The organism is Streptomyces sp. NPDC001492 (assembly GCF_053597275.1).
Genome location: NZ_JBSFHW010000009.1, coordinates 138,836 through 162,472 on the forward strand (window position 1 = coordinate 138,836; position 23,637 = coordinate 162,472).

The window sequence follows — 23,637 nt, forward strand, 5'->3', positions numbered from 1 at the left end:
TCACTTCTCGATGGTCCGCAGCGCTCGGCGCCGGGTCTCAGTCCCGTACGCCGAGCCAGGCGAGGGCGCCGCCGTCGATCACGTACGTCGATCCCGTGATGAAGGCGGCGTCGTCGGAGGCCAGGAAGCACGCCAGCCTTGCGACCTCCTCCGGGCGGCCGAGCCGTTGCACCAACTGCGGTGCGGTCAACTCGTGTTCCATGGCGTCACGGTCCGCTCCGGCGGCGAAGAAGTCCTGGGCGAGCGGCGTGTCGATGACACCCGGGCAGAAGCAGTTGCAGCGCACCGGGGCCAGATCGACGGCCGTGACCTTGGTCAGATGGATGACGCCGGCCTTGGTGACTCCGTAGGCGGGGGCGTTGCGGAAGCCGGTGAGGCCGGAGACGGAGGCGGCGTTGACGATGGCGGGACCGCGCGGCGAGCGGCGCAGATACGGTGCGGCGAACTTGGTCGTCAGCCACACCGCCTTCAGGTTGACCTCGTAGACCGCGTCCCAGACCTCCTCGGGGAGCGCGTCGACGCCACGGGCCGGTTCGGCCGTGAACGCGGTCTCGATCACCCCGGCGTTGTTGACCAGGACGTCGAGTCCCTCGAAGCGCTCCGCGGCACGCGTCACCATCTCGGCGATGCCGTCACGATCGCGCAGATCGCAGACGATCGCCTCGGCCCGCGCCCCGGCGGCGCGCACCAGTTCGGCGGTCTGTGCGGCGGTGTCCTTGTTCCGGTCGGCGACGGCCACCGCCGAGGCGCCCTGCCGGGCCATCTCCACGGCGATCGCCCTCCCGATACCCCGCCCCGCACCGGTGACGAGCGCGATCTTGTCGTCCAAGGACCCCATCATGAGTCTGCTCCCGAACGCCCGTCATCGGACATGAACTGAACTCGCTTCACTTGTGGCGAGTCTAGAGAGGTAGAGCAGTGGGCAGCAAGGCCCGGGACGGATCCCACCCCTGCCGCTTTGGTGAAGACTGAACTCAGTTCTGTCAATGGGCAAAGGTGCGCTCGGGCTCGACGGCGAGGGCGTCTTGGGGGCCTCACCTGTGTTTGAGCCGCGCTGAGGCGTGTACGCGATCGGTATGACCCAGTCGAAGCGTGAGACAGAGCGAAAGTACGATGCTCCGTCGGCCGATGACACCTCGTGGCTCCCCGAGCTCACCGGCGTGGACGGCATCGTGTCGGTCGTGGAACAGGGCACCGACGAGTTGGACGCCGTGTACCACGACACCGAGGACCTGCGGCTGGCCGGCGCGTCCGCCACGCTACGGCGCAGGACGGGCGGCCCCGACGCGGGCTGGCACCTGAAGCTGCCCCTGTCGCGGGACAGCCGGGAGGAGGTGCGGGCCCCGCTGTCCGAGAAGGTTCCGGAAACCCTGCGTGACCTGGCCCTTTCCCGTACCCGCGGGGCGGAGCTGACGCCGGTCGTCCGCATCCGGTCCACCCGCCGCACCCGGCACCTGGTCGACTCCGAGGGCGCGGTCCTCGCCGAACTGACCGTCGACCAGGTCCGCGCCGAGTCCCTTCGCGGCACGACCACGCTGGCCGCCTGGACCGAGATGGAGGTCGAACTCGCCGAGGACACCGAAGTCTCGCTGCTGGACGCCGTGGACAAGACGCTGCACAAGAACGGCATCGACCGTGCGGCCAACCCGTCCAAGCTGGCGCGGGCCCTGCAGGAGACAGGAGTGGGCGGTCCGCGGCTGCCGGACGTCCGGGCCGAGATCGTCGTACCCGGCTCGGCCGGCGATGACGTCCTCACCTACGTGGACGAGCTGGTTCACACCCTGGTGCGCCTCGATCCCGCGGTACGCCGTGACGTGCCCGACTCGGTGCACCAGATGCGGGTCGCCTGCCGTCGGCTGCGCAGCATCCTGCGTTCCTACCGGTCGGTGCTGGATCGCGCTGTCACCGATCCGATCCGCGAGGACCTCAAGTGGCTGGGCGGCGAGCTGGGCGCGGAACGCGACCAGGAGGTCCTCATGGAACGGCTCGGCGCGCGCATCGAGGCCTTGCCCACGGAGCTGGTCCTCGGGCCGGTCGAGGCCCGGTTGAAGGCCTGGAACGTCGCCAACACCGACGAGGCGCGTCACCGCACCCTCGATGCCCTGCGCACACCCCGCTACCTGGCCCTGCTGAACTCCCTGGCCGCTCTCACCGAGCAGCCGCCACTGCGTCGCAAGGCCGCCCGCGCACCGGAGAAGGTGATGGTCAAGGCGATCTTCAAGGAGTACGACCGGCTGGCCGGCCGGGTGGCGCACGCGCTGGAGCTCTCCCCCGGGACGGAACGCGACGTGGCGCTCCACGAGGCCCGCAAGTCGGCCAAGAAGACGCGCTACGCCACCGAACCGGCGCGTGCCTCGCTCGGCAAGCCGGCCAAGCGGCTCGGCAAGCGTGTGAAGGCCGTGCAGAAGGTGCTCGGGGACCATCAGGACAGCGTCGTGGCCCGGGACGCCCTGCGGAAGCTGGCCCTGGCGGCGCACGCCGCGGGGGAACCCGGTTTCACCTGGGGCCTTGTGTACGGCCAGGAGCAGGCCGTGGCTGCAGACCGCGAACGGGAGCTGCCGAGCGCATGGGCCGACGCGTCGAAGCCCGGCCTGCGCAAGGCGCTCACCCGCTGACAGCTGCCCCGCGCCGGGGTCCGGCCGCATGCGGGACGCCCGCCCGGGTGAAACCCCCTGGGCCTCCGGGCCTGTGCACCGAGCCCCGTCCGAACGGGGCGGCATCGTGACGGAGTCTCGACCCCGGACTTCCCAGGAGGACCCGCATGCTCGGCACCGACTTCCGCACCGGATCACCCAACTGGCTCGACCTCGGCAGCCCCGACACGGACACGGCCGCCGCCTTCTACGGCGCCGTCTTCGGGTGGCAGTTCGTGTCCGCCGGGCCCGAGGCCGGCGGATACGGGTTCTTCCAGAAGGACGGGAAGACCGTCGGCGCCCTCGGGCCGCTGAGCGAGGAGGGTGCCGCCTCGGCCTGGACGACGTACTTCCAGAGCGACGACATCCAGGCCACCGCCCGCGACGTGGTCGCCGGCGGAGGCGCCGTGCGCGCCGAACCCATGGACGTCATGGGTGAGGGCTGGTTGGGCCAGTTCACCGACCCCCAGGGCGCGCAGTTCGCCGTATGGCAGCCCGGGAGGACCAAGGGCCTGGAGAAGGCTTCGGAGGAGAACACCCTGGTGTGGGTGGAACTGCACGTCGGGGACCCGGAGGCGGCCATCCGCTTCTACGCCGGTCTGTTCGGCTGGCGTTCCCAGGAGATGCAGGCACCCGGGATGACGTACCGGGTGCTCAGCATCAGGGACGGCGACCAGCAGGAGGGCTCCTTCGGCGGGGTCGCGCCGCTCCAGGGCGAGGGCGAAGAGACGCGCTGGGTGCCGTACTTCGCGGTGGCAGACGCCGATGCCATCGTGACGAAGGCGCAGGAGAACGGCGGGTCGGTGCTGATGCCCGCCTCGGATGTGCCGGACGTCGGCCGGATCGCCTGGCTGGCCGACCCGGGCCAGGCGGTGTTCGCCGTCCTGAAGCCGAACCCGCGGCAGGGATGACGGCTCCTCACGTGCGGGCCGGAGGCCGGCGGTGACGTCGCCGCCGGCTCGGCATGCCGGGTCATGCTCGTCACCGCGTTCCCTTGGCGGCGAACTTGGCGACCGCGTCCACGTTCTCCTCGGTGATGAAGGGGGCCGGTGCGTCACGCCCGCCCGTGCGCCTCCTGCGAGCGGCGCGACAGCGCGTCGATGACCACCGCGGCGAAGAGCACCCCGCCCGTGATGACGAACTGGATGGCCGTGGGAGTGTCCGTGATCGCCATTCCGGACGCGATCGACTGGATGACCAGCATGCCGAGCACCGCGGACCAGGTCGTACCGCGTCCTCCGAACAGGCTGGTGCCGCCGATGACGGCTGCCGCGATGGCGTTGAGCAGCAGGACGCCCGATCCCGAGCTCTGGCTGACCGAGGTGATGCGCGAGGCCAGGAACAGCCCGCCGACCGCGGCCATCGTCCCGGAGACCGCGAGCACCGCGGTCTGGATGCCCGTCACATTGAGGCTGGCGCGACGGGCCGCCTCGACGCCGCCGCCCAGCGCGTAGACCTGCCGGCCGTAGTGCGTGTGCCGCAGCACGATGTCCAGGCCTGCCACCACCACGAGGAAGATCAGCAGGGCGAGTGGCAGCCCCTGGAACCGGTTGAGCAGATACGCGGTGGTGAACGCGACCACCGCGAGTCCTCCCGCGCGCACCACGATGTCCCGCAGTGAGCGGTGCGGCATGCCGGCGGCCACGCGGCGGCGCCGGTCCAGGTACGACATCAGGAAGACGAGGCCCGCGCAGAGCGCCGCCAGGCCGTAGGCGACGGCGTCATTGGTGAAGTAGTAGCTGGTCAGGTCGGCGACGAGCCCGTTCTCGTCCAGGTTGACCGTGCCGCTGGTGCCGAGGACGTAGAGCATCAGGCCGTTCCAGGTCAGCAGCCCCGCAAGCGTGACGACGAAGGCCGGTACCCGGGTCTTGGCGCAGGAGAAGCCCTGGAGGGCTCCCGCCGCGGTGCCCGCGAGCACCGCGAGGACGAGGGCGATCCATTCGGGCACGCCGTTGTTCACGTTCAGCACGGCGAAGATGGCCGCGGCGAAGCCGCTGATCGAGCCCACCGACAGGTCGAGTTCACCGAGCAGCAGCACGAACACGATGCCGACCGCGATCAGGCCGGTGCCCACGATGTCCACGCTGAGGTTGGACAGGTTCCGGGGGGAGAGGAAGTTGTCGTTGAGGGACTGGAAGATGATCCAGACCGTGGCGAGAACGAGCACCACGGGCAGCGAGCCCAGTTCACCGGCGCGGAACCTGCGCCGCAGGAAGTCGGCCCCGTCCTTCACGGCGAGGGCGAGGGCCGCCCGGCCGTGCGGCCCGCGGGTCTCGGCGGCCGCGGTCTCTTCGGCCCGCGTGTTGTCCGTCATGCGGCGCATCCCTTTCACCACGCCTCGTGGGTGGCCGGCCGCCGGGGCACGTTCTCGGTGGCACCGGTGATGGAGGAGATGATCTGTTCCTGGGAGGCTGTGTTCACGTTGAAGAAGCCGTTGTTGCGGCCGAGCCGCAGCACCGCGGCCCGGTCCGCGAGCGCTTTGACGTCCCCCATGTTGTGGCTGATGAGCAGCACTCCCATGCCGCGGTCACGCAGCGCGTCGACGAGGTCCAGGACCTCGGTGGTCTGCTCGAAGCCCAGCGCCGCGGTCGGTTCGTCCAGCAGGAGGACGCGGGGCTCGCCGAGGAGCGACCGTGCGATGGCGACCGTCTGGCGCTGGCCGCTGGACAGGGAGACCACCGGGGCGCGGAGTGCGGGCACGGTCCTGGTGAGACGTTCGAGCAGCTCGATGGTGCGGCTCTCCATCTCCATCTCGTCGAGGAACCCGAACCTGCGGATCTCCCGGCCGAGGAAGAGATTGCCGACGACGTCGAGGTTCCCGCACAGCGAGAGGTCCTGGTAGACGGTGGCGATGCCGAGGTCCCGGGCGTCGTGCGGGCGCCTGATGTGCACCGTGCGGCCCTCCCACTCGATGACGCCCTTGTCCGCGGGGGCGACGCCGGAGATCACTTTGACGAGGGTGGACTTTCCGGCGCCGTTGTCGCCGAGGAGGGCGACGACCTGGCCGGCGCGGATCTCCAGCTCGACGTCCTTGAGGACCTCGACGGCACCGAAGCGTTTGCACACGCCGTGCAGCGCCAGCAAGGGGGAATCCGGCACCAAGACCATCTCCTTCCCGGGGCTCGGATTCGCTCGAAGCCGGTTCGTCAGGTCAGTCCGGACCTGCTGCAGGCGGCCTCGAGTCGGGGGACGCAGATCTGCCGGACGGTGTAGAAGCCGTCCTTGACCAGGGTGTTCCTGATGTTGGCGGCGGTCACGGACACGGGGGTGAGCAGGACGGCCGGAACCGTCGTCCCGCCGCTGGTGGTGGCCTTGTCCCTGGCGACCTTTTCCAGGGCGGTCCGGCGGGCCGCGGCCACGGCCATGGCGGCGCCGGCGGAGGCCTCGGGGTCGAACGGCTTGTAGACGGTCATGTACTGATCGCCGGCCACGATGCGCTGCACGGCCCCGAGTTCGGCGTCCTGCCCGGTGACCGGGGGCAGCGGGTCGACCTTGTTCGCCTTGAGGGCGGAGATGCTGCCCCCGGCGAGACCGTCGTTGGCGGAGTAGACCCCCTGGATGTTGGCCACGCCCAGGGCGGCGATGGCGCCGGACATGTTCGTGTTCGCGATCTCAGGCCGCCACTGCGGCGTGTCGTACGCCTTGCCGATCTTCACTCTCCCCGTGAGCACGGACAGCGCGCCCTTCCTGAACGACACCGCATTGGGGTCGCCGGGATCGCCGTTCATCATGACGATCTGGGGTGTGCGGCCGTGGTCGCCCATGGCCTTCAGCAGTGCCCTGCCCTGGAGCCTGCCGACCTCCTCGCCGTCGAAGGAGACATAGCCCGAGATCGGGCCCTGCGCGAGCCGGTCGTAGGCGATCACCGGGATGTGCGCCCGAGCGGCCTCCTGCACCGCGGGGCGAAGGGATCTGGCGTCCACCGCCACGAGCACGATCGCGTCGACACCCTTGGTGATCATCGAGTCCATCTGGTCCTGCTGGAACGCCACATCGCCCTTGGCGTTGGCGTACTCGATCGTGCAGCTCCGGCACAGCTCCATGATCTTCTTCTCCAGCAAGGGCCTGTCCTGTGTCTCCCAACGGGCCGTGGTGGCATCCGGCAGCAGCAGGGCGATCTTCGGTGCGGTCCCCCCGTCGGAGTCGCCGTCGGTGCCCGACCCGCAGGCCGGTACTGCCACGGCCGTCGAGACCGCGGTCATGACGACGGCCGCGCCCCGTATGCAGGCCTTCATGCGCGAGACTTCCCTCCGAGCGCGGGTCGGGTGGTCACGCCGGCATGGAGATCCAGAAGTGCACTGGTCGCTGCCCGCACGCGGCGACACCTGGCCCTCTCACGCGAGCGGCAAGACGACCATGCCGTCAGTGTGGCACCGGCCACGGCGATCTGCGAATGCAGTGGCGGTTTGCTCTGATATGCGATTCTGTTGTGGGGACGCCCGATCTCAGCCGCATCCGCGGCACGGACGGGAGGTAGGTTGCGGACATGCCTGAAGACGGCGGTGCCCGGGCCGGAGTCTCTCAGCTGCGGGCATCCGGAGCCGACGGCGCGGACTCGGGCGGGCTGCGCGCGGTGCCGGAGGCGGCAGCGGGCGAGCGCGCTCTGGCCTTCGCCGGAGCGGCCATGGCAGCCGTCTACGTGCCCGCCGGCGACTCGGACGAGCTGAGACTGGCGGAGACGGCACGCTGGGCCGTCTCCGACTACCGGCTGCCGGAGCGGCTGCCCCTGTCGGGGGGCTCACCCGCCGCGCTCGCCTTCCGCACCGACCGGCCGCTGTGGCTCACCCCCGCGGAAGTGGCCGCCTACCCCGAGGGCGCCCCCACACCGCCGCACACGGAGTCCTCGCTCGGCGCCCTGCCGCTGGAGGCGGACGGCAGCCGGCTCGGCTGCCTCGTCGTCGTGGGGGGTGGCGCGGACGGCTTCGAGGACGAGCAGCGCCGCTTCCTGGAGCGGTACGCCGATGCCGTCGCCGGTCTGCTTCTGAGCGCTGCCGGCCGGTCCCCGCCGTCGCCGCTGCTGGGCCCCGCGCTGCGGAGCCTGCGCGTCGGCTCGTTCGTGCTGGTGCCCGACACCGGCCTGATCGACGCGGACGACGCCCTGCTCGAACTCCTCGGTATCACGCCGGCCGACTTCGACGGCAAGGCGGACACCCTGCTCGCGCACGCCCTGCCCGAGGACATGCACGCCCTGGTGTCGGTCCTGGAACCGGCTCCCCAGGCGTTCGGCCGGCGGGAGCTGGAGTTCCGGGTGCGCGGCCCGACGGGGGAGATGCGCTGGCTGAGCCTGAGCTGCCGGGTCGTGGCGGGCACCGAGGACCGCCCCGAGCAGGTGCTGGGCGTGGTGACGGCGACCTCCGTGCTGCGCGGCGGCCCCGACGACGTCTCCAGGATCCAGTGGCTGACCGCCGCACTCGACGACGCCACCACCGTCCGTGACGTCGGCCGTGTCGTGGTCACCGCGCTTCGGGAGCCGCTGGGCGCCGACCGGGTGGCCCTTGCGGAGCTGCAGGGCGACCGGCTCATGGTCACCGTGCTCGATCCACCGCAGCCCGCCGCCTGGCCGGAAGCCTGGCGCGCCGAGTGGCGCACCGAGTGGCCGGAGGCACCGGTCAGCGCCCTGCCCACCCTCCAACTCGCCCTGCGCGACGGCCGGTTGGATCTGTGGCCGGCCGGCACGGCCTTCGAACCGAACCTCGCGGGCATCGGTGACGGAGGCCTGGCCGTCCTGCCGCTGCCCGCCAAGGGCCGCGTCGCCGGCCTCTGCATGGTCGGCTGGGACCAGCCGCACGAGTTCGCACCCGACGAGCGGTCCCTGCTGACCGCCACCGCGGCGCTCGTCGGACAGGCCCTCAAGCGGGCCCACGAGCACGACGCCGAGCAGGAACTCGCGACGATGCTGCAGCGCAGCCTGCTGCCCCGTCGCCTGCCCACGCTGCCCGGCGGGACGGCCGTGGCCCGGTATCTGCCCGCCCGACGGGGACTGCAGGTGGGCGGCGACTGGTACGACGTCATCGCCCTGTCCGAGGACCGCGTGGCCCTGGTCATCGGCGACGTGCAGGGGCACAGCGCCGGAGCCGCGACCATCATGGGCCAGATGCGTACGGCCGTCAGGGCCTACGCCGTGGAGGGCCACCCGCCCGACGTGGTCGTCTCCCACGCCAACCGCCTGCTCGTCGGCATGGAGACCGACCTCTTCGCCACCTGCTGCTACGCCGAACTGGACCTGGAGCAGGGCAACACCCTCTTCGTCCGGGCCGGGCACCTCGCCCCCCTGGTGCGCCACCCCGACGGCAGCACCGAGGAGATCGAGGTCGAGGGCGGACTCCCGCTGGGCATCCTCGACGAGGCGGAATTCCCCATGACCGCGGTCGAGTTGTCTCCCGGCACCGTCCTCGCCCTGGTCACCGACGGCCTGGTCGAGGCCGCCGGTCTGCCCCTCGACGAGGGCATGAACCAGACCCGCATCGCGCTCGCAGCGGCCGATCCGGCGGATCTGGGGCGCATGGCCGACCAACTGCTCGGCGACGTCGGCCGCCGCGAGGACGACGTCGCGGTGCTGCTGCTGCGCTACGACGGGATGGGGACCCGGCCGATCAGGGCGGGCTGGGTGGTGTGGCGGCTGCCCGACGCCGTCATGCACGCCCGACGTTTCACCGCCCGCACCCTGCGCAGCTGGCGGGCCGAGGACGTGGCCGACGCGGTCCTGCTGGTCGTGTCCGAGCTCGTCACCAACGCCCTGGTGCACACACAGGGCCCGGTCCGTCTCGACCTCATGCTCCGTGGCGACCGGGTACGGGTCTGTGTGAGCGACTCCTCGCCCCGTGCCCCCGCCAAACCAGTGATCGTGGACTGGGAGTCGACCGGCGGCCGGGGTCTGCTCCTGGTCGAGGCGATGTCGGAGTCGTTCGGCTCGATGCCGGTGGCCGGCGGCAAACAGGTGTGGAGCGAGATCGTCCTGCCGGGACGAGCACCGGCGCCCTCCGCCTCGGGGCCGGGAACGGAACGAGGGGGCCTCCGGTGAGAACCCGCCTGTGGCATGTCGCCGCCGCCCTCGTCGCGGGGCTCATGACGATGTCCCAGGCCGCCTGCGGAGGAGACGGCAAGGCGGGATCGGACAGCTTCACCGTCGGCCTGCTGCTCCCGAGCCGATCGGTCCCCCGCTGGGAGCACTCCGACAGACCGCTGATCGAGAAGCGGCTGAAGGAGCTGTGCCCGCGCTGCGCCGTGAAGTACGCCAATGCCGAGAACGACGCGGACCGGCAGCGGCAGCAGCTGACCTCCATGATCACCACGGGGGTCCGGGTCCTGATCCTCGACGCCGCCGACGCGCGGGCGCTGCGTTCCTCCATCGTCGAGGCCCACCGGGCGGACGTACCGGTCGTCGCCTACGACCGGCTCGCGGAAGGCCCCATCTCCGGTTTTGTCAGCTTCGACGGAGCACAGGTCGGCAGGCTCCAGGGCGAGGCGCTCCTGAAGGCGATGGACGGCCGGACGAAGAGCAGTCAGGTCGTCATGCTGAACGGCGATCCGACCAGCCCCAACGCGGCCTGGTACAGAAAGGGCGCCCTATCCGTCCTGGCGGGCAAGGTCAGGATCGGCAGGTCGTACGCCATCCAGGGCTGGAGCACGGACGACGCCCACGCCCAGATGTCCGCCGCCGTCGCAGCCCTGGGCCCGGACCGGATCGGCGGGGTCCTGGCGGCCAACGACGCGATAGCCGCGGGTGCCGTGTCCGCGCTGAAACGCGCGGGCGTCAGGCCGCTTCCCCCGGTCACCGGTCAGGACGCCGACCTCGACGCCCTACGGCGCATCGTCGCGGGCGAGCAGTACATGACGGTGTACAAGCCGTTCCGGGCGGAGGCGGACACGGCCGCCGCCATGGCCGTGGCGCTGGGGCGCGGCGACGATCTGAGCAACGTCGCCACCACGACCACCGACAGTCCCACCACCAGTCGTATCCCGTCCGTGCTGCTCGCCCCGAGGCCTGTCACGGCCCACACCATCGAGCAGACGCTCGTCAAGGACGGCGTGTACACCGTCGACGAGATCTGCACCCACGCGCTCCGGACCGCCTGTCAGAAGGCCGGACTCGCACGGTAGTCGCCTCACTGTGTGCTGCAGACCGTCTTCGGTGCCGCACTCGGGGTGGGCTGTGCGTTCTGCACTGCCTGTATGCCTGCGAGGAGGTGCGGGATGTCGGGGTCCTGGCGGGCCGCGGCTCGTGCCAGGGTCAGCAGAACGGCCTCGTAGAAGGCGTCCCGCACGGCGGGAGCCATGACGTCGGAGGCGTCCAGACAGCGTGGGCCGTCACCGCTGAGCCGTTTCGCGATCTCGTCCTCGACCCGGCCCTCCTGCGGATGGACCTGGCGGTTGGCCGAGAAGACGTGTGCCACCTCGGCCCATTGCTGCTGGCCCTCCTTGGAGGCCAGCCGCTCGATCAGGTCCTTGGCCTGGCGGCGGTCGCTGAACAGGGCCGCGAAGTCACCGGTCACCTCATGGGCCCGGACCCGACCCGGGCCTCCGGGCAGCAGCGGAGCGGAGTCCATCAGCTCTGCGCGCTTGGCTGCCGCCTCTCCGTAGAAGAAGCGGGCGAAGGAGCCCTGGTGCTCCAGAGTGCATCCGCGCAGGCCGCCGAACAGCAGTCCGTGGCCGTCCGGGGCGCCGCGGTGATCGGTGAGCAGGGCGTGCGCGGCCGCCGGCTCGTCCTTCTGGAACGGACGGGCCCATGCCTCCCAGGCGCCGCGCACCGCAGCACTGGTCCACCAGTGTTCGCTCTTGTTCCTGCCGAGCGCCCACTTTCCGTAGACGCGCGGACCCGAGCGCTGCAGCACCAGATCCTCGATCCAGTCGGTGCCGGGCCAGCCGGAGGCGCCGTCGTCCCCCATGCCGATGCACCAACTCGTCAGCGGCGCCGGGTGGTTGGCGGGCCGGTGGCCCTTTCGGTACCAGACGATGCTCTTCAGGTCCGCCTTGACCGGGACCCAGTACACGTCCTGGGAGGTCCCGCTCGCCGAGCTCCACGGCGAGCCGTACTGCTGGGGGTCGTAGAGGCTGTTGAGCCGCTTCAGCCGTTTCTGGTCCGCGTACTCGGCGAGTTCACCGATACCCGGCATGATCACGATGTCCGGGGGCTCACCCGACTGCACCTTGGAGAGCAGCACCTCGCGCTGGGCCGCGGTGCCCTGGTAGCGGAACGGGATGCCGAACCCCTGCAGCACCTCCTTGAACTGCTTCTCCTGGGTGCCGGTCCACGTCCCGAGGATGGTCACCGGCTGCCGGTCGTCCTGCTCCGCCCACACCACCACGATGCCGGTGGCCGCGGTCAGCAGCAGGACCAGGACGAGCACCAGCACCTTGAACCGCCGGGTCACCGTCGCCTCCAGTAGTCGCTGTCGAGCCGGAGCACGAGCCCCGTCGCGGGGAGCAGGACGACCAGCAGCCCGCCGATCAAGGTGCCCCGGTACACCCTGTCGGTCCAGGCGTTGTCGGCCAGTTGCCGCCGGACGTCCTCGGACTTCTCCGCGACCGCCTGCTGCGCGCCGACCAGCTCGTCGCTGCAGCAGTTCTGACCGGAGACCTCGGTGATCGTCCGCAGGTCGCCGAACGCGTTGTCGAGGTCGTCCTCGGTGGAGGACGTCGTCATCAGCGGGACGACCGCGAGCAGCACCGTGAGGACGAAGCCTGCGAGCAGGTACGGATTCCAGTCGCGGCCGCAGCGGTCGCGCAGCACGAACAGTGCGGACATCAGGGTCAGTGCCAGGGCCGCCAGGGAGAGTTCGGAGATCCACCAGCCGCTGCGCTGCACCCACCCCGTGGAAGCGGTGGCTTCGGCGTGCTTCAGCTGGACCTGCTGCAGCCGGTCCAGCCGGGGCACGAGCCCCACGCCCGGGCGGGTGAGCAGCGACCTCGCCTCCTTGAGCTTCTGCTCCTGCATGAAGTCCTGGTCCTGGTACTGGGACGTGCCGAGGTTGAGGGACTGGCCGTAGGTGGCGAGCAGACCGTTGACGGTGCCGAGGTCCTGGTCCGTCCGGTCCGCGATCCGGGACAGGCTCTGGTCGGCGGCGGAGAGCTGGGACCGGTAGGTCTCGCCGGAGCCCGCGACACGGATGAGGTCCTTGTGCCACAGGACCTCGGTCTCCCACTCGGCACGCAACACCGCGAGCCGGGCGGCGGCAAGGCCCTGGACGGCCGGTGCCTCCCGGGAGGAGAGTGCCTCGGCGCCGCGCTGGGTCTGGTGGTAGGAGAGGAGCAGGGAGGCCACCGCCACCATCGCGCATGTCGTGAGGACCAGGAGGTGCACCTCCAGCAGCCGGCGGGTCCGAAAGGGGCTCAGGCGTCCGCGCCAGAAGGCGGCAGGGGAGTAGCCCCGCCGGGAGGCGGCGAGTCCGCTCGTCACAGCAGCTCCTTCCCGCAGACGATGCAGTAACGGGCCTCGCTCCCGGCCGGGGTGGAGCAGTGTCTGCAGCGCGGCCCCGGACGCGGGAAGACCGTGTCGGTCAGGGTTCCGCCGGGATAGGAACCGGCGCGCAGGATCATCGGGCGGAGGGCACCGGAGTCGACGGCGGTCGGCAGCCGGACCCGCCCCGCGGCGGCGTCCTCGATCTCGGCGACCTCGCGGATCTCACCCAGCACCCAGTCCGCGTCGAACTTCTCCGCCATGCTCGCGGCCTGCCCCAAGCAGCGTTCGGCGGCCTCCCGCTGGCCTTCCTGGAGAGCCTCGAGGCCCTCCCGGAGGGCATTGCGCATGGCGGTGGTGCCGGTCAGGAAGCGCACGCTGGCAGCGCCCGCCGAGGCGTGCGCCGGGGCCGGTCCGGGGCGGTGCCAGCGGGCGACGACGGGCGCATGGACCTCGCCGATGGAGACCATGGCGAACTGGAGGTCGGTCTCCAGCGGGTCGGCGTCCGCGTCGGCGACGAGGGTGAGCAGATAGTCGCGCCTGCCCTGCTCCCGCCACTGGTAGGTCGGGAAGCTCCAGCGGTGCGGCCGGTCGGGCTGCGGGAGTGCGCCCAGGCGGCGCGGCCTCGGTGCCTTCTCGCTGAGCGAGACCTGGCGCACGGAGGGCCGTACGGTCACCTCGATCGGCAGCTGCGGGGTGTGCACCCGGCGCAGCCGCTCGATGGCGCCGGTGATCGCCCCGCCGAGCCCCTCCTCCACGAACTCGGCGGTGCCGTGCAGCCGTTCGGCGAGGGCCAGCAGCGGGTCGGGGTCCCAGTCCGCGCCCACGGCGAACACATCGCAGGTGAACTGCCCGGTGCAGGCCTCCAGTTCCTCCTCGAGCCGGGTCTCGCCAGAGGCGCTGCTACCGTCGGTGATCAGCACCAGATGGCGTACGGAGAGCGGGCGGCCGGTGAGCAGGGCGCGAGCGCCGGCCGCCCAGACGGCGTACCCCGCGGGCCGCGGACCGTCCCGGTGCAGCGGGAGCGCGCCCGCGGCGAAGACGGCCCGGCGCTTCTCGGCCTGGTCGGCGACGGCCCACTCGGCATCGCCCCGCGGATAGCACCGCACCGGCCCGGGGCCGCTGCCGAGCACGGTGAAGGAGATACCGTCGGGCAGGGCGCGCAGTGCGGCCGCCAGAGCGTGCCGGACGGCCGGCCGGTTGGCCTCGGCGACGTCCACCGCGATGATCACGGCGAGTTCCACCGCGGGCAGGTCGACGGGGGCGCTGTCGGCGGCCACGTCGACCCGCAGATGGGCCTCGATCTTCGCGCTGCGGTGCGGGCGCAGGTCACCGTCGAGATCGACGTGCAGCTGGATGTCCGGCTGCAGCCGCAGGGTGTGGCTGCTCATGGCGTACGTCACCGCTCCTTCCCTTCGTCGCCGTTCGGGCTGTCGCTGCCGTACGGCCGGCCGTCAGAACACGGTCTGGGGCCGTATCGCGTGCAGCAGGTCCACGAGGTGCTCATGGGCGGCGGCCGACTCCCGGTTGCGTGCGGCCAGTTGCCGGTAGTGCGACTCCATCTGTCTGCGCAGCTCGCGCTCCGCCGCGCTCATGCGTCTGAGGCTGCGGACGTACAGCCGTCCGGCGTCTCCTCCCGTGGCGCCTGGCCGGTCGCTCAGGCCGTGCAGGGCGTCCAGTTTCCATTCGTGCAGTTCGGTGCTCAGGCGCAGCGCCTCGTCCTCGGACAGGCTCGGCTCACCGGCGCCCGGTGTCTGGTGCACCAGGCCGGCCAGCTCGGCCAGCGCCGCGTCCACGTCGGCCGGCGCGGGCAGCTGATCGCCGTCCCCGGGCAGCCGGGCCGCGCGGATGCGCAGGGAGGCGATCCGGGCCACGGTGTGGTCCAGGGTGCCGGGGCGGACCCGGCCGAGCACGTCGAGGGCCGCCCCGCGGTCGCCCGCCCGCAGCGCGAGGCGGGCCAGGCCGAGGGCGGCGCCGCCGTGCGCGGGGTTGCGGGCGAACACGGCCTCGTACAGTTCCTTGGCGGTGGGCCCGGCCCGGTCGTCGCCGAGCCGCTCCCCGCAGTAGGCGAGGGCCAGTTTGGGCGCGTACTCGCCGGGGAGTTCCAGGTGCACCTGAGCGAAGTGGGTCCTGGCCTCGGCGACCTGCCGGGGGTCCTCGTGCAGGCCGGCGCTGCGCAGGGCGAGCAGCGCGCGGTGCCACTCCAGCCGCCACCGGCGCACGGCGGACGGCCCCGGGATGGAGTCGGCGGTGTCCAGCTCCAGCTGCGCCCGGTTCAGGTCGTCCTCGGTGTTCCGGTCCAGCAGGACGCGCACGTTGTGCAGGCAGATCTCCACCGAGCGCGGCTCCCGGTCCTCCTGGTCGAGGAGTTGGCCGGGGTCGTAGCCGCTGCTCACCTCGAACCGCGCGGTCTGCGGATCGCCCGGATAACGCCGCGGCACCGGCAGACAGCGGGCGATCTCGGCCGGCGTGGGAGCGCCCAGGTCGAGGGCGGGGGCCGCCGGCGGTTCGTAGCGGAAGCGGCGGGGGCGCTCCAGCCAGTGCTCGATGCCCGGGACCGTGCCGAGCCGGGCACCGAGCAGCTGCGGGGACGGCCGGAAGTAGTCGGAGGGCTCGGGCGGGTCGCTCTTGCCGCGCAGTGCACGGATCTCCCGCAGCGCGCCGCGCAGCTGGCCGGCCATCTCCCGGGCGTCGGCGAACCGCTCGCCCGGGTTCGGCCGTACGGCACGCTCGACGACCCGCCAGAACGAGGCGGCGCCGAGACCAGGCGCCTTGTCGACGGCCCAGCCGCCGAGCTCCCGCAGGGTGACACCGACGGTGTGCAGGTCGTGGGCGACGGTGGGGCCCGGCAGGAACGCGGTCTCGGGCGCCATGTACGGGGGCGTGACATGGGCCGGGGGCCGGCTCTGGCCGTGTTCGCGCATGCCGCCGAGATCGATGACCTTGACGCCGTCCTCGTGGTGCACCACGTTCGAGGGCTTCATGTCCCCGTACACGAAGACGCGTTCGCGGCCGGCGTGCAGATGGACGAAGGCCTCCAGGATCTGGCAGCCGTATGCGGCGACGTGCTCGATGTCGAGGACCGTCTCGCCGCGCCGGGTCTCCTCGACGACCTTCTCGAGGGTGCCGTCGCCGACGTCGTCCATGACGAGGTAGCCGCCGGTGACCTGGCCGTCGGCGTCGCTGCGGGCGACGAAGTCGCGGATCTGGACGATGCGCGGGTGGCGGATCGCGACGAGGTTCTGGCGTTCGACGTCGGCGAGCCGGGCGCCGTCCTGCTCGTAGCGGTTGAGCAGTCCCTTGACGGCGACGACGTCGCCGAGATGGGTGTCCTCGGCGAGGTAGACCCAGCCCTGCCCGCCGTGCGCGATGGGCCCCATGATCCGGTACTGGTCACGCAGCAGGTCGCCCTCGGTCAGTTCCGGACGGTACGAGTAGGGCCGGCCGCAGACCGGGCAGTGCCCCTCGGTCGGCACCGGGCCCTCGGTGTAGGGCGGGGCGAAGGTGATGCCGCAGTCGGCGGACGAGCAGGCCATGGTGATGCGCAGCGGCGCTTCGGGGTCGATCAGGCGTGCCTCGGCGGGTCGCGGCACGCGCCGGGGCAGCGCCAGGAGTTCGCCGGGCCCCAGCTCCCGCGGGTTCTCGGGCAGGGCGGGCAGCTCGGGGGCGTCGACGGCACGGCCGCAGTCGGAGCAGTAACCGGTGGGCAGCACGGTGCCGCCGCAGGGGGCGCCGCTGAAACGCCGGTGCGGGCAGGCCGTCATGCTCTTGCCCTCCTCCGCCGCCCGGGCCGGGCGGAGCCCCTCATCCCTGGCCTCCGTGGTGCCGGAGGTCGGCTCGCACGGTTTTGATCAGCCCGCGCAGCCGGGACAGTTGCTGATGCGGCTGCGTGAGGGCTTCGATCACGCGGAGCTCGTGCCGCCGCCGGTCGGCGGTCTCGGTCGCGCGGCTGAGGGAGGCGCTGTCGACGACGTCGCGTCGGATCGCGCGGCCGAACTCCGCGTTCTGCAGACGGGTGACCAGCGCGTCCGCATGGGCGAGCAGCGCGGGCCGCAGGAGTTGGTCGCGGGCGGCGTTCCAGCCGGTGCCGCCCTCGTGGCGGAAGACGAGCAGCAGCCGGACGCCGAGGACCCGTAATCGGACCAGGAGTTCGATCAGCGGACCCGGCTCTGGTTCTTCGTCGAGGCCGTCGACGAGGACCGTGACCGGGCGGACGGGCGCGCGGTCGGCCACCCGCGCGGGCTGGGGCTTGCGGCCGAGCAGCCAGTACCAGTACGCCAGGTACTCGCCGGTCGGGACGGTGATCCTGTCCAGGGCGCGGTCGGCGAGGTCCGGTCTGCTGGCGCCGCCGCGATGGACGACGTCGGCGCGGTGCAGCAGATGGCGCAGCGAGCGGTCCTTGCCGCTGCCCGGGGCCACCACGGTGATCTTCACCGGGTCCTCGTCCGGGTCCTCGAACCACCGGATCGACCGCTCCTCGAAGTCGCGGTCCCATGCGGAGGGGCGGCTCAACTCGTCGACGAGTGGCGAGAGCCCGGCGATCCTCTCGATGGGGATCAGATACGAGAAGGCCAGCCGGTTCTTCTCCGGCAGCACCTCGTTCTTGTCGCCGCGCCAGCTGACGACGAGGCCGACCACCCGCACGGGAGGCCCTTCACGCGGCCCGGTGCACACGCCGGCGCCGCTGAAGCCCCGGCGGACCACCTCCGCCTTGGTGACGGCGTCGAGCTGCACCAGATCGCCGCTGGCCCCGCTGATCCGGCCCCACAGGCTCATGCCGTCGTCGAAGCCCACCGCATAGCCGGTCGCGTACACCTCCATGCCGCCGTGCAGTGCGCGCTCCAGTGGGGCGGGGCGTGCCTGCGGGCGTGGCCTGTCCAGGCGCAGCACGGCGACGTCCTCACCGCTCTCGCGGTCGGGGAGCCAGCCGCCGGGCAGGACGCGGGCGGCCACCGGTTCCAGGTCGCTGTTCTCCGCGAACTCCAGCCACATGACGGCGTCCGGGCGCTCCACCACATGTGCGCAGGTCAGTGCCGTGTTCTGGTCCACGAGCACGCCGGCACCACAGATGGGCCCGTGAGCGCCCTCGCGCCGCAGCCTGAGTCTCCAGTCCGCACGCAGTTCCCCCATGGCGTCTCACCCTACGCTCGGAGCATGCTGCGTCCCTAGACCTGTGACCAGGTTTGATCGGTCAATCAACGGAAGTCAGCCCTGAGTTGACGTGGGTGTTCCCCGCGCCCTCCCGGGCGCGGGGAGTGTGCGCCTAGTGCCGGTGGTCTCCGATCCTGACGGTGCCGCTGGTGCTCGTACCGTCCTGGTTGTCGTAGACGACGTCGCCGCTGGACTTCTTCCAGATCCTGATGCGGTACGTGTCCGGGCCGTCGGTGGCGGTGATGCGGAACCCGTAGCCGCCGTGGCCGTCGACCGTGCCGGAGCCCTGGTAGACGGCCCGGGAGCCGGTGATCACGAGCCAGTCGGAGCCGGTCGAGCGGAAGGTGAGCTTGGCGGCCCCGAAGACGAACACGGCCTCACCGGTGGGGGTGGTGGCCCCCTTTCGGTACCGGGCGTCGAAGGTGAACGCCGCCTTGCCGGTCAGAGCGGGTCTGGCCGGGAAGGCGCCGGCCGGCGACGTGATCGTGCCGGCGCCGAACGCCGGGCCGGCGTCACGGTCGTAGACGATCACCTCGGGGAGCGTGGTGCTGTCCGTGCCCCCGTCGTCGTCCGAGACGGTGATCACCGGGCGGTGGATGCCCGCGGCGGCGTAGACGTGCTCGGCCCGGCAGGTGCCGCCGGAATCGGTGAGCCGGCCCCACGCCGGTCGGGTGCCGTCCTTCCAGTCGATCGTGCAGGTGTGGCTGTCGGACGTGCCCGGATCGGTGAAGGATGCGGTGACAACCACCTCTTTCCCCACGGGAGTCGGGGCGGCCGGGCCTGTCGCCGAGGTGATCGACGGGGCGGCGTTGGAGACCGTGACCGTGGTGGTGTCGGTGCTGCGGCCGCCCGTCAGGGTGAGCTCGAAGGTGCCGTTGTCGGTGCAAGTGACCGTGGTGCGGGCCGAGTCGGGGTCGGTGACCGTGCAGGGTGAGCTGCTCTCCACCGTCCACTTGGGCGCGCCCGCACCGGAGACGGTGCCGGCCAGCGGGATGGCGTCGCCCTCGGTGCCGGTGGCGTCCGGGCCCGCGTGGACGATGGTGACCGGGTCGATGCTCGTGAGCGTCGGGACGACCTTCTCGATCAGACCGTCGGAGTCGAACTCCATCTTGTCGATGGTGGTTTCACGGTGCGTGCCGTCTCCGCCGGGGATGGCGAAGCGGTGGTAGGCGATGTACCAGTCGTCGGTGTTCGGGACGTGGACGACACTGTGGTGGCCGGTGCCCTTGATGCCCTGGGAGAGGTCCTTGGAAAGGATCACGCCCCGCTTGGTCCAGGGGCCGGTGGGGGAGGGGCCGGTGGCGTAGGCGACCCGGTAGTTCTCGTCCCGGGTGTCGTTCTCCGACCACATGAAGTAGTAGGTGCCCTTGCGCTTGATGACGAAGGAGCCCTCGTTGTAGCCGCTCGGGGTGATGTCCTTGACCTTCGAGGTGTCGACGGAGGTCATGTCGGCGCCCAGCGGCACCACATACGCGTGGCCGTTGCCGAAGTACAGATACGACTGGCCGTCGTCGTCGGTGAAGACGGCGGGGTCGATCATCTGGCCGCTGAACTGGCCCGCCTTCAGCAGCGGCTTGCCCAGCGCGTCCTTGAACGGCCCCGTCGGCGAGTCGGAGACCGCGACGCCGATGTTCGCGTCGGCGCAGAAGTAGAAGTAGTACTTCCCGTCCTTCTCGGCGATGGTCGGCGCCCAGGCCCTGCTGTCCGCCCAGGAGACGTCCGGGCCGAGGTCGAGGATGACGCCGTGGTCCTTCCAGTGGACCAGGTCGGTCGAGGAGTACGCCTTGAACCGCGTACCGCTCCAGCCGTCGAAGCCGTCGGTCGTCGGGTACAGGTAGAAGGTGTCGCCGAAGCGGACGATGTTCGGGTCGGCGTTCAGGCCGGGCAGCACCGGGCTCTTCATGACGAGCGCCGTCACGGTCCAGGTGCGCTTCCTGCCGTCGGAGCCCGTCACCTCGTACGTCACCGGCTTGCTGAAGTCCTGGACGCTGCCGGAGGCGGGGCTGATCGCCGCGCCGTGGGCGAGGGTGAACTCCGGTGCCAGCGCGGTGAGATCGGTGCCCTCCTTCATCGGCAGCGTGATTTTGCTGTCCGCGTTGTCGACGATGGCGTCGACCTTCAGACCAGGGTGCGTGGCCTTCGCGATGCCCGCCGTGTTGCCGCTGAGCTCCATGACCTCCGCGGCCGACAGGGCCCGGTCGTAGATGCGGAAGTCGTCGACCTCGCCGCCGAAGTACGGGTCGGCCGAGTACAGGGAGCGGCCGATGTAGCCGCTGTAGTCCTTGTTCGCGTCGTACAGCTCGGACGGCTTGATGGTGGTCGTGGTGCGGGCCGCCTCGATGCCGTCGACGTAGAGGACCATCGTGCCGGTCGAGCCGTCGAGGGTGACGGTGACGTGCCGCCACTCGCCGGGCGTGAGCTGCGAGCCGGCCGTCAGCTTCGACTCCGCCGACCAACTGGCCTTGGTGATGGCCGAGTAGAGGCTGGAGCCGCCGTTGGAGGGGGTGGCGAAGAGGTACTTGTCGCTGTCGGGACCGAGCCCGAACAGCCACTGGAAGCTGCTGCCGCCCTTCCACTTGGCGTAGGTCGACACGGTCAGGCTGTCGGCGTTCTTCAGCACCCCGTTCGGGATCTTCACATACGGCGAACGCGACGCGTCCCCCGACATCTTGAACGAGCCGCCCTGCACCCCCGTGCCGAAGTCGGGCGTGTGGACGTAGGTGCCGTGGTAGCCGTGTCCGCTGGAGTCGTGGGCGATGTTGCCGCTCGTCTCGTCGAAGTCGTAGTGCAGGAGCAGGTCGGCCGGGACGTCGGCGCCCTCCTCGGAGACCGTGACCTCGGCCCGCACGGGGAGGGCGGTGCCGTCCGGCAGGCTGCCGGTCACGGTGAAGGCCCCGGGGTTCGCGTAGGCCGAGGCCGGGACGTCGTCCCAGGTGACGGCAACCGGCCGGTCCACGCCGTCGGCGTACTTCGCGATCACGGTGGCCGGCAGGACCGGTGCCTGACCGGTCTTCGTCTTCACCTTGACGCCCTCGACGCTCTCCACCAGCTGGTCGGGCTGGTAGGCGCGCAGCAGACGGTCGTACTCGGCCTGGGTGACGGGCAGGACGGTGCCGTGGCGGGGCCTGGCCGGCAGGTCGTAGCCGGTGGACGGGGTCCACTTGCCGGAGGCCAGGTCTGTCGTCTCGAACGGGATGTAGCCGCGGCCGCCGAACTCGTCGAGGAAGGCGTACCACTTGTCCTCGGTGTTCGACTTGAACACCAGCGGGCCCTCGGCCGCGCTCATCGCGCCCTTGCCGATGCCCTCGGCGACCGGGTCCCAGGAGCCCAGGATCGAGTCGCTCTTCTCCTCGAAGATGAACTTGCTGTTGGGGGTGGAGGAGGTGTTGTTCCGCTCGTCCTTGGACAGCCGGTAGTACGTCCCGTCGTGCTGGATCATCGTGGAGTCGATGACCGAGTAGCCGCGGTCGATCCAGACCTTGGGCTCGCTGAAGGTGTAGAAGTCGCGGGTGGTGGCGTACATCATGCGGTTGTACGTGTCGCCGCTGTGCTCGGCGTTGTCGTACAGCTTCGACGCCCAGAAGACCACGTACTCGCCGCGTTTCGCGTCGTAGAAGGCCTCCGGCGCCCAGGTGTTGCCCGCGCTGTCGGGGGAGATCTTCACCAGCCGCTGGTTCGTCCAGTGCACCAGGTCGGTGGACTCCCAGATCATGATGGACTTGCTGCCGGTGCGCTGGGCGGCGTCCCAGTCGCCGTTGCCGTAGATCCTGAGGTCGGTGGCGATCTGGTAGAACTTGTCGCCCTCGGGGGAGCGGATGATGAACGGGTCGCGCAGGCCCTTCTCACCGAGGCTGGAGGTCAGGACGGGCTTGCCGTCGTTCAACTCCCGCCAGTGCAACGGGTCGTTGCCCTTGCTGAGGGCGTTGTAGACCTGTTCGCCGTCCGCGGTGCCCTCCCCGGTGAAGTAGCTGAACATATAGCCCTTGAGGGCCGCCTTGGTGGGCAGTTCGGGCACGTGTGCGGTGAAGGTGCGGGTGGCGGTCGCCCCGCCCTTGGTGACGGTGGCGGTCAGCTCGACGGTGGTGGCGCCGTCGCCGTGCGCGGGGCGGTGGACCACGCCGTCGGCGGAGACGACGTCCGGGTTCGCGGAGGACCAGGCGACCTGTGTGCCGTACGAGCCGCTGGTCGGGAGGGTGAGGTTGCCGCGTGCGTCGTCGAGGTTGTGGACGCTCAGCGCGTCGGCGGCCTGCCGGGTGGCGGTGGCGTCGTCGTAGTCGGGCAGGACCGTGACCTCGAAGGTGCGCGTGTCGGTGACCGTGCCCTTCTTCAGGGTCGCCGTCAGCGTGGCGTGGCCGTCCGGTGCACCGGCCGCAGGGCGGGTCACCTTGCCCAAGGCCGAGACGACCGAGGCGTTGTCGCTGGCCCAGCTGATCGTGGAGCCGCCCGCCGTACCGGTCCTGGGCAGCTCCAGGTCGGCGGTGACGGCGCTGGTGTCACCCAGGCTCAGGGCCGCCTTGTCGGCGGCGACGCCCTGCGTGTCGACGGAAAGGGCGAGTTGTTCGACCTCCGAGCCGGCCAGTGCGCGGTCGTAGACGCGGAAGTCACGGATGCGGCCCTTGAAGAGCTTGTCGCCCGAGTACACCGACTTGCCTATGTAGTTGGCGGTGGTGCTGCCGGAGCCGATCGCGCCGGGGGTGATCGTCACCGACGTGTTGCGGCCCACCTCGACGCCGTCCTCGTAGAGCACGCCGGTGGTGCCGGTCTGGGTGTAGGCGAGGTGCTTCCAGACCGCGCGGGTGAGGTTGTGGGCGTCGGACGGCTTCGTGGTCTGTTCCGTGGACCAGTTGCCGGTCGCCACCGAGGTGCGCAGGGAGTTGCCGGTCGTGAACAGGTAGCCGTTGCCGTTTCCGCCGCTGGAGTTGCCGAAGCCGTAGAGGAAGTACGGCGTGGTCTGCGCGGAGTCGAGGAGCACGTCCAGGGAGACGGTGATCGAGTCCATGCCCTTCATGACGTCGTCCGGCACCTTGATGTAGGTGTCGGATCCGTTGAAGGCGAGCCCCTGACCGGTTGCCGACCAGTCGGCGGTGCCGCTCACCGTGCCGTCGCGGCCGTTGCCGGAGGCATCGCTCACGGTGGTCCCGGATCCGCCGTCGAGTTTGTACCAGAGAGCCAGACCGTCGGTGAGACCTGGGGGTTCGGCCGTCTGTGCCGCCTGCGCGGGGAGGGCGGGAGCGGCGAGGGCCAGGAGCATCGCGGCGGCGGTCGGCCCGGCGAGATGGCCCGCCAGGCGTCTCGCGCGGCCGAGAAGTCGTGCGCTGTGCGTCATGTCGGGATTCCCTGCTGAGACACGGCTGATGAGGGGGGAAGGCGGGATGCGGGCAAGCGGCGGCGGGCCGACAACGCATGCGCCGCGGGCCTGGTGTTACGTGGAGGTGACGTCGTGTTGCGAGAGTTTCA

14 protein-coding genes are annotated in these 23,637 nt (G+C 71.0%); 4 read left to right on the forward strand and 10 right to left on the reverse strand.

What is annotated here, in order from left to right; genetic code table 11:
• Nucleotides 1–37: 37 nt before the first annotated feature.
• On the reverse strand, nt 38–838 hold the full coding sequence (locus ACWC1K_RS14470; protein ID WP_450831485.1) for an SDR family NAD(P)-dependent oxidoreductase: 801 nt from the start codon (nt 836–838) through the stop codon (nt 38–40).
• A 238-nt stretch (nt 839–1,076) separates the two neighbouring features.
• Here ACWC1K_RS14470 and ACWC1K_RS14475 point away from each other — a divergent pair, with 238 nt between their 5' ends.
• Together ACWC1K_RS14475 and ACWC1K_RS14480 are read left to right on the forward strand one after the other, a co-directional pair.
• Nucleotides 1,077–2,615: a CYTH and CHAD domain-containing protein gene (locus tag ACWC1K_RS14475; RefSeq protein WP_450831321.1), complete on the forward strand. Its 1,539-nt coding sequence runs from the start codon at nt 1,077–1,079 to the stop codon at nt 2,613–2,615.
• Between the two features lie 146 nt (nt 2,616–2,761).
• Nucleotides 2,762–3,544 carry a VOC family protein gene (locus tag ACWC1K_RS14480; protein WP_450831322.1) on the forward strand — a complete coding sequence of 261 codons (783 nt, stop codon included), beginning with the start codon at nt 2,762–2,764 and terminating at the stop codon, nt 3,542–3,544.
• Between the two features lie 143 nt (nt 3,545–3,687).
• Here ACWC1K_RS14480 and ACWC1K_RS14485 read toward each other — a convergent pair whose 3' ends face one another.
• Genes ACWC1K_RS14485 through ACWC1K_RS14495 form a run of 3 tightly spaced genes read right to left on the reverse strand, consistent with a single transcriptional unit; the run spans nt 3,688 to nt 6,868 of the window.
• On the reverse strand, nt 3,688–4,956 hold the full coding sequence (locus tag ACWC1K_RS14485) for a sugar ABC transporter permease (RefSeq protein WP_450831324.1): 1,269 nt from the start codon (nt 4,954–4,956) through the stop codon (nt 3,688–3,690).
• Nucleotides 4,957–4,961: 5 nt separating this feature from the next.
• Nucleotides 4,962–5,741, reverse strand: a complete 780-nt coding sequence (locus ACWC1K_RS14490) for an ATP-binding cassette domain-containing protein (protein ID WP_351463169.1) — start codon at nt 5,739–5,741, stop codon at nt 4,962–4,964.
• Between the two features lie 38 nt (nt 5,742–5,779).
• Complete coding sequence (locus ACWC1K_RS14495; protein ID WP_450831325.1) at nt 5,780–6,868, reverse strand: substrate-binding domain-containing protein; 1,089 nt, start codon at nt 6,866–6,868, stop codon at nt 5,780–5,782.
• A gap of 251 nt (nt 6,869–7,119) precedes the next feature.
• Here ACWC1K_RS14495 and ACWC1K_RS14500 point away from each other — a divergent pair, with 251 nt between their 5' ends.
• Together ACWC1K_RS14500 and ACWC1K_RS14505 are read left to right on the forward strand one after the other, a co-directional pair.
• On the forward strand, nt 7,120–9,654 hold the full coding sequence (locus ACWC1K_RS14500) for a SpoIIE family protein phosphatase (protein ID WP_450831326.1): 2,535 nt from the start codon (nt 7,120–7,122) through the stop codon (nt 9,652–9,654).
• Nucleotides 9,651–10,733, forward strand: a complete 1,083-nt coding sequence (locus ACWC1K_RS14505; protein WP_450831327.1) for a substrate-binding domain-containing protein — start codon at nt 9,651–9,653, stop codon at nt 10,731–10,733. Before ACWC1K_RS14500 ends, ACWC1K_RS14505 begins: the two co-directional genes overlap by 4 nt.
• Before the next feature lie 5 nt (nt 10,734–10,738).
• Here ACWC1K_RS14505 and ACWC1K_RS14510 read toward each other — a convergent pair whose 3' ends face one another.
• From ACWC1K_RS14510 to ACWC1K_RS14535, 6 genes are all read right to left on the reverse strand, one after another.
• The gene (locus ACWC1K_RS14510; protein ID WP_450831329.1) at nt 10,739–12,004 is read right to left on the reverse strand and encodes a carbohydrate ABC transporter substrate-binding protein; all 1,266 of its coding nucleotides are present in this window, start codon (nt 12,002–12,004) and stop codon (nt 10,739–10,741) included.
• A complete protein-coding gene (locus ACWC1K_RS14515) occupies nt 12,001–13,029 on the reverse strand; it encodes a hypothetical protein (RefSeq protein ID WP_450831330.1) in 1,029 nt (342 codons plus the stop codon). Before ACWC1K_RS14515 ends, ACWC1K_RS14510 begins: the two co-directional genes overlap by 4 nt.
• The gene (locus tag ACWC1K_RS14520) at nt 13,026–14,420 is read right to left on the reverse strand and encodes a hypothetical protein (protein WP_450831331.1); all 1,395 of its coding nucleotides are present in this window, start codon (nt 14,418–14,420) and stop codon (nt 13,026–13,028) included. The genes ACWC1K_RS14515 and ACWC1K_RS14520 overlap by 4 nt, the downstream gene beginning before the upstream one ends.
• Before the next feature lie 63 nt (nt 14,421–14,483).
• The gene (locus ACWC1K_RS14525) at nt 14,484–16,793 is read right to left on the reverse strand and encodes a tetratricopeptide repeat protein (RefSeq protein ID WP_450831332.1); all 2,310 of its coding nucleotides are present in this window, start codon (nt 16,791–16,793) and stop codon (nt 14,484–14,486) included.
• A 40-nt stretch (nt 16,794–16,833) separates the two neighbouring features.
• On the reverse strand, nt 16,834–18,159 hold the full coding sequence (locus ACWC1K_RS14530) for a S1 family peptidase (RefSeq protein WP_450831333.1): 1,326 nt from the start codon (nt 18,157–18,159) through the stop codon (nt 16,834–16,836).
• Nucleotides 18,160–18,292: 133 nt separating this feature from the next.
• Nucleotides 18,293–23,506 carry a family 43 glycosylhydrolase gene (locus ACWC1K_RS14535; protein ID WP_450831335.1) on the reverse strand — a complete coding sequence of 1,738 codons (5,214 nt, stop codon included), beginning with the start codon at nt 23,504–23,506 and terminating at the stop codon, nt 18,293–18,295.
• Between the last annotated feature and the right edge of the window lie 131 nt (nt 23,507–23,637).

Coding starts and splice junctions, on each gene's coding strand:
- ACWC1K_RS14470 (WP_450831485.1), bottom strand. CDS start 838: ATGGGGTCCTTGGACGACAAGATCGCGCTCGTCACCGGTGCGGGGCGG.
- ACWC1K_RS14475 (WP_450831321.1), top strand. CDS start 1,077: ATGACCCAGTCGAAGCGTGAGACAGAGCGAAAGTACGATGCTCCGTCG.
- ACWC1K_RS14480 (WP_450831322.1), top strand. CDS start 2,762: ATGCTCGGCACCGACTTCCGCACCGGATCACCCAACTGGCTCGACCTC.
- ACWC1K_RS14485 (WP_450831324.1), bottom strand. CDS start 4,956: ATGCGCCGCATGACGGACAACACGCGGGCCGAAGAGACCGCGGCCGCC.
- ACWC1K_RS14490 (WP_351463169.1), bottom strand. CDS start 5,741: ATGGTCTTGGTGCCGGATTCCCCCTTGCTGGCGCTGCACGGCGTGTGC.
- ACWC1K_RS14495 (WP_450831325.1), bottom strand. CDS start 6,868: ATGAAGGCCTGCATACGGGGCGCGGCCGTCGTCATGACCGCGGTCTCG.
- ACWC1K_RS14500 (WP_450831326.1), top strand. CDS start 7,120: ATGCCTGAAGACGGCGGTGCCCGGGCCGGAGTCTCTCAGCTGCGGGCA.
- ACWC1K_RS14520 (WP_450831331.1), bottom strand. CDS start 14,420: ATGAGCAGCCACACCCTGCGGCTGCAGCCGGACATCCAGCTGCACGTC.
- ACWC1K_RS14525 (WP_450831332.1), bottom strand. CDS start 16,793: ATGACGGCCTGCCCGCACCGGCGTTTCAGCGGCGCCCCCTGCGGCGGC.
- ACWC1K_RS14530 (WP_450831333.1), bottom strand. CDS start 18,159: ATGGGGGAACTGCGTGCGGACTGGAGACTCAGGCTGCGGCGCGAGGGC.
- ACWC1K_RS14535 (WP_450831335.1), bottom strand. CDS start 23,506: ATGACGCACAGCGCACGACTTCTCGGCCGCGCGAGACGCCTGGCGGGC.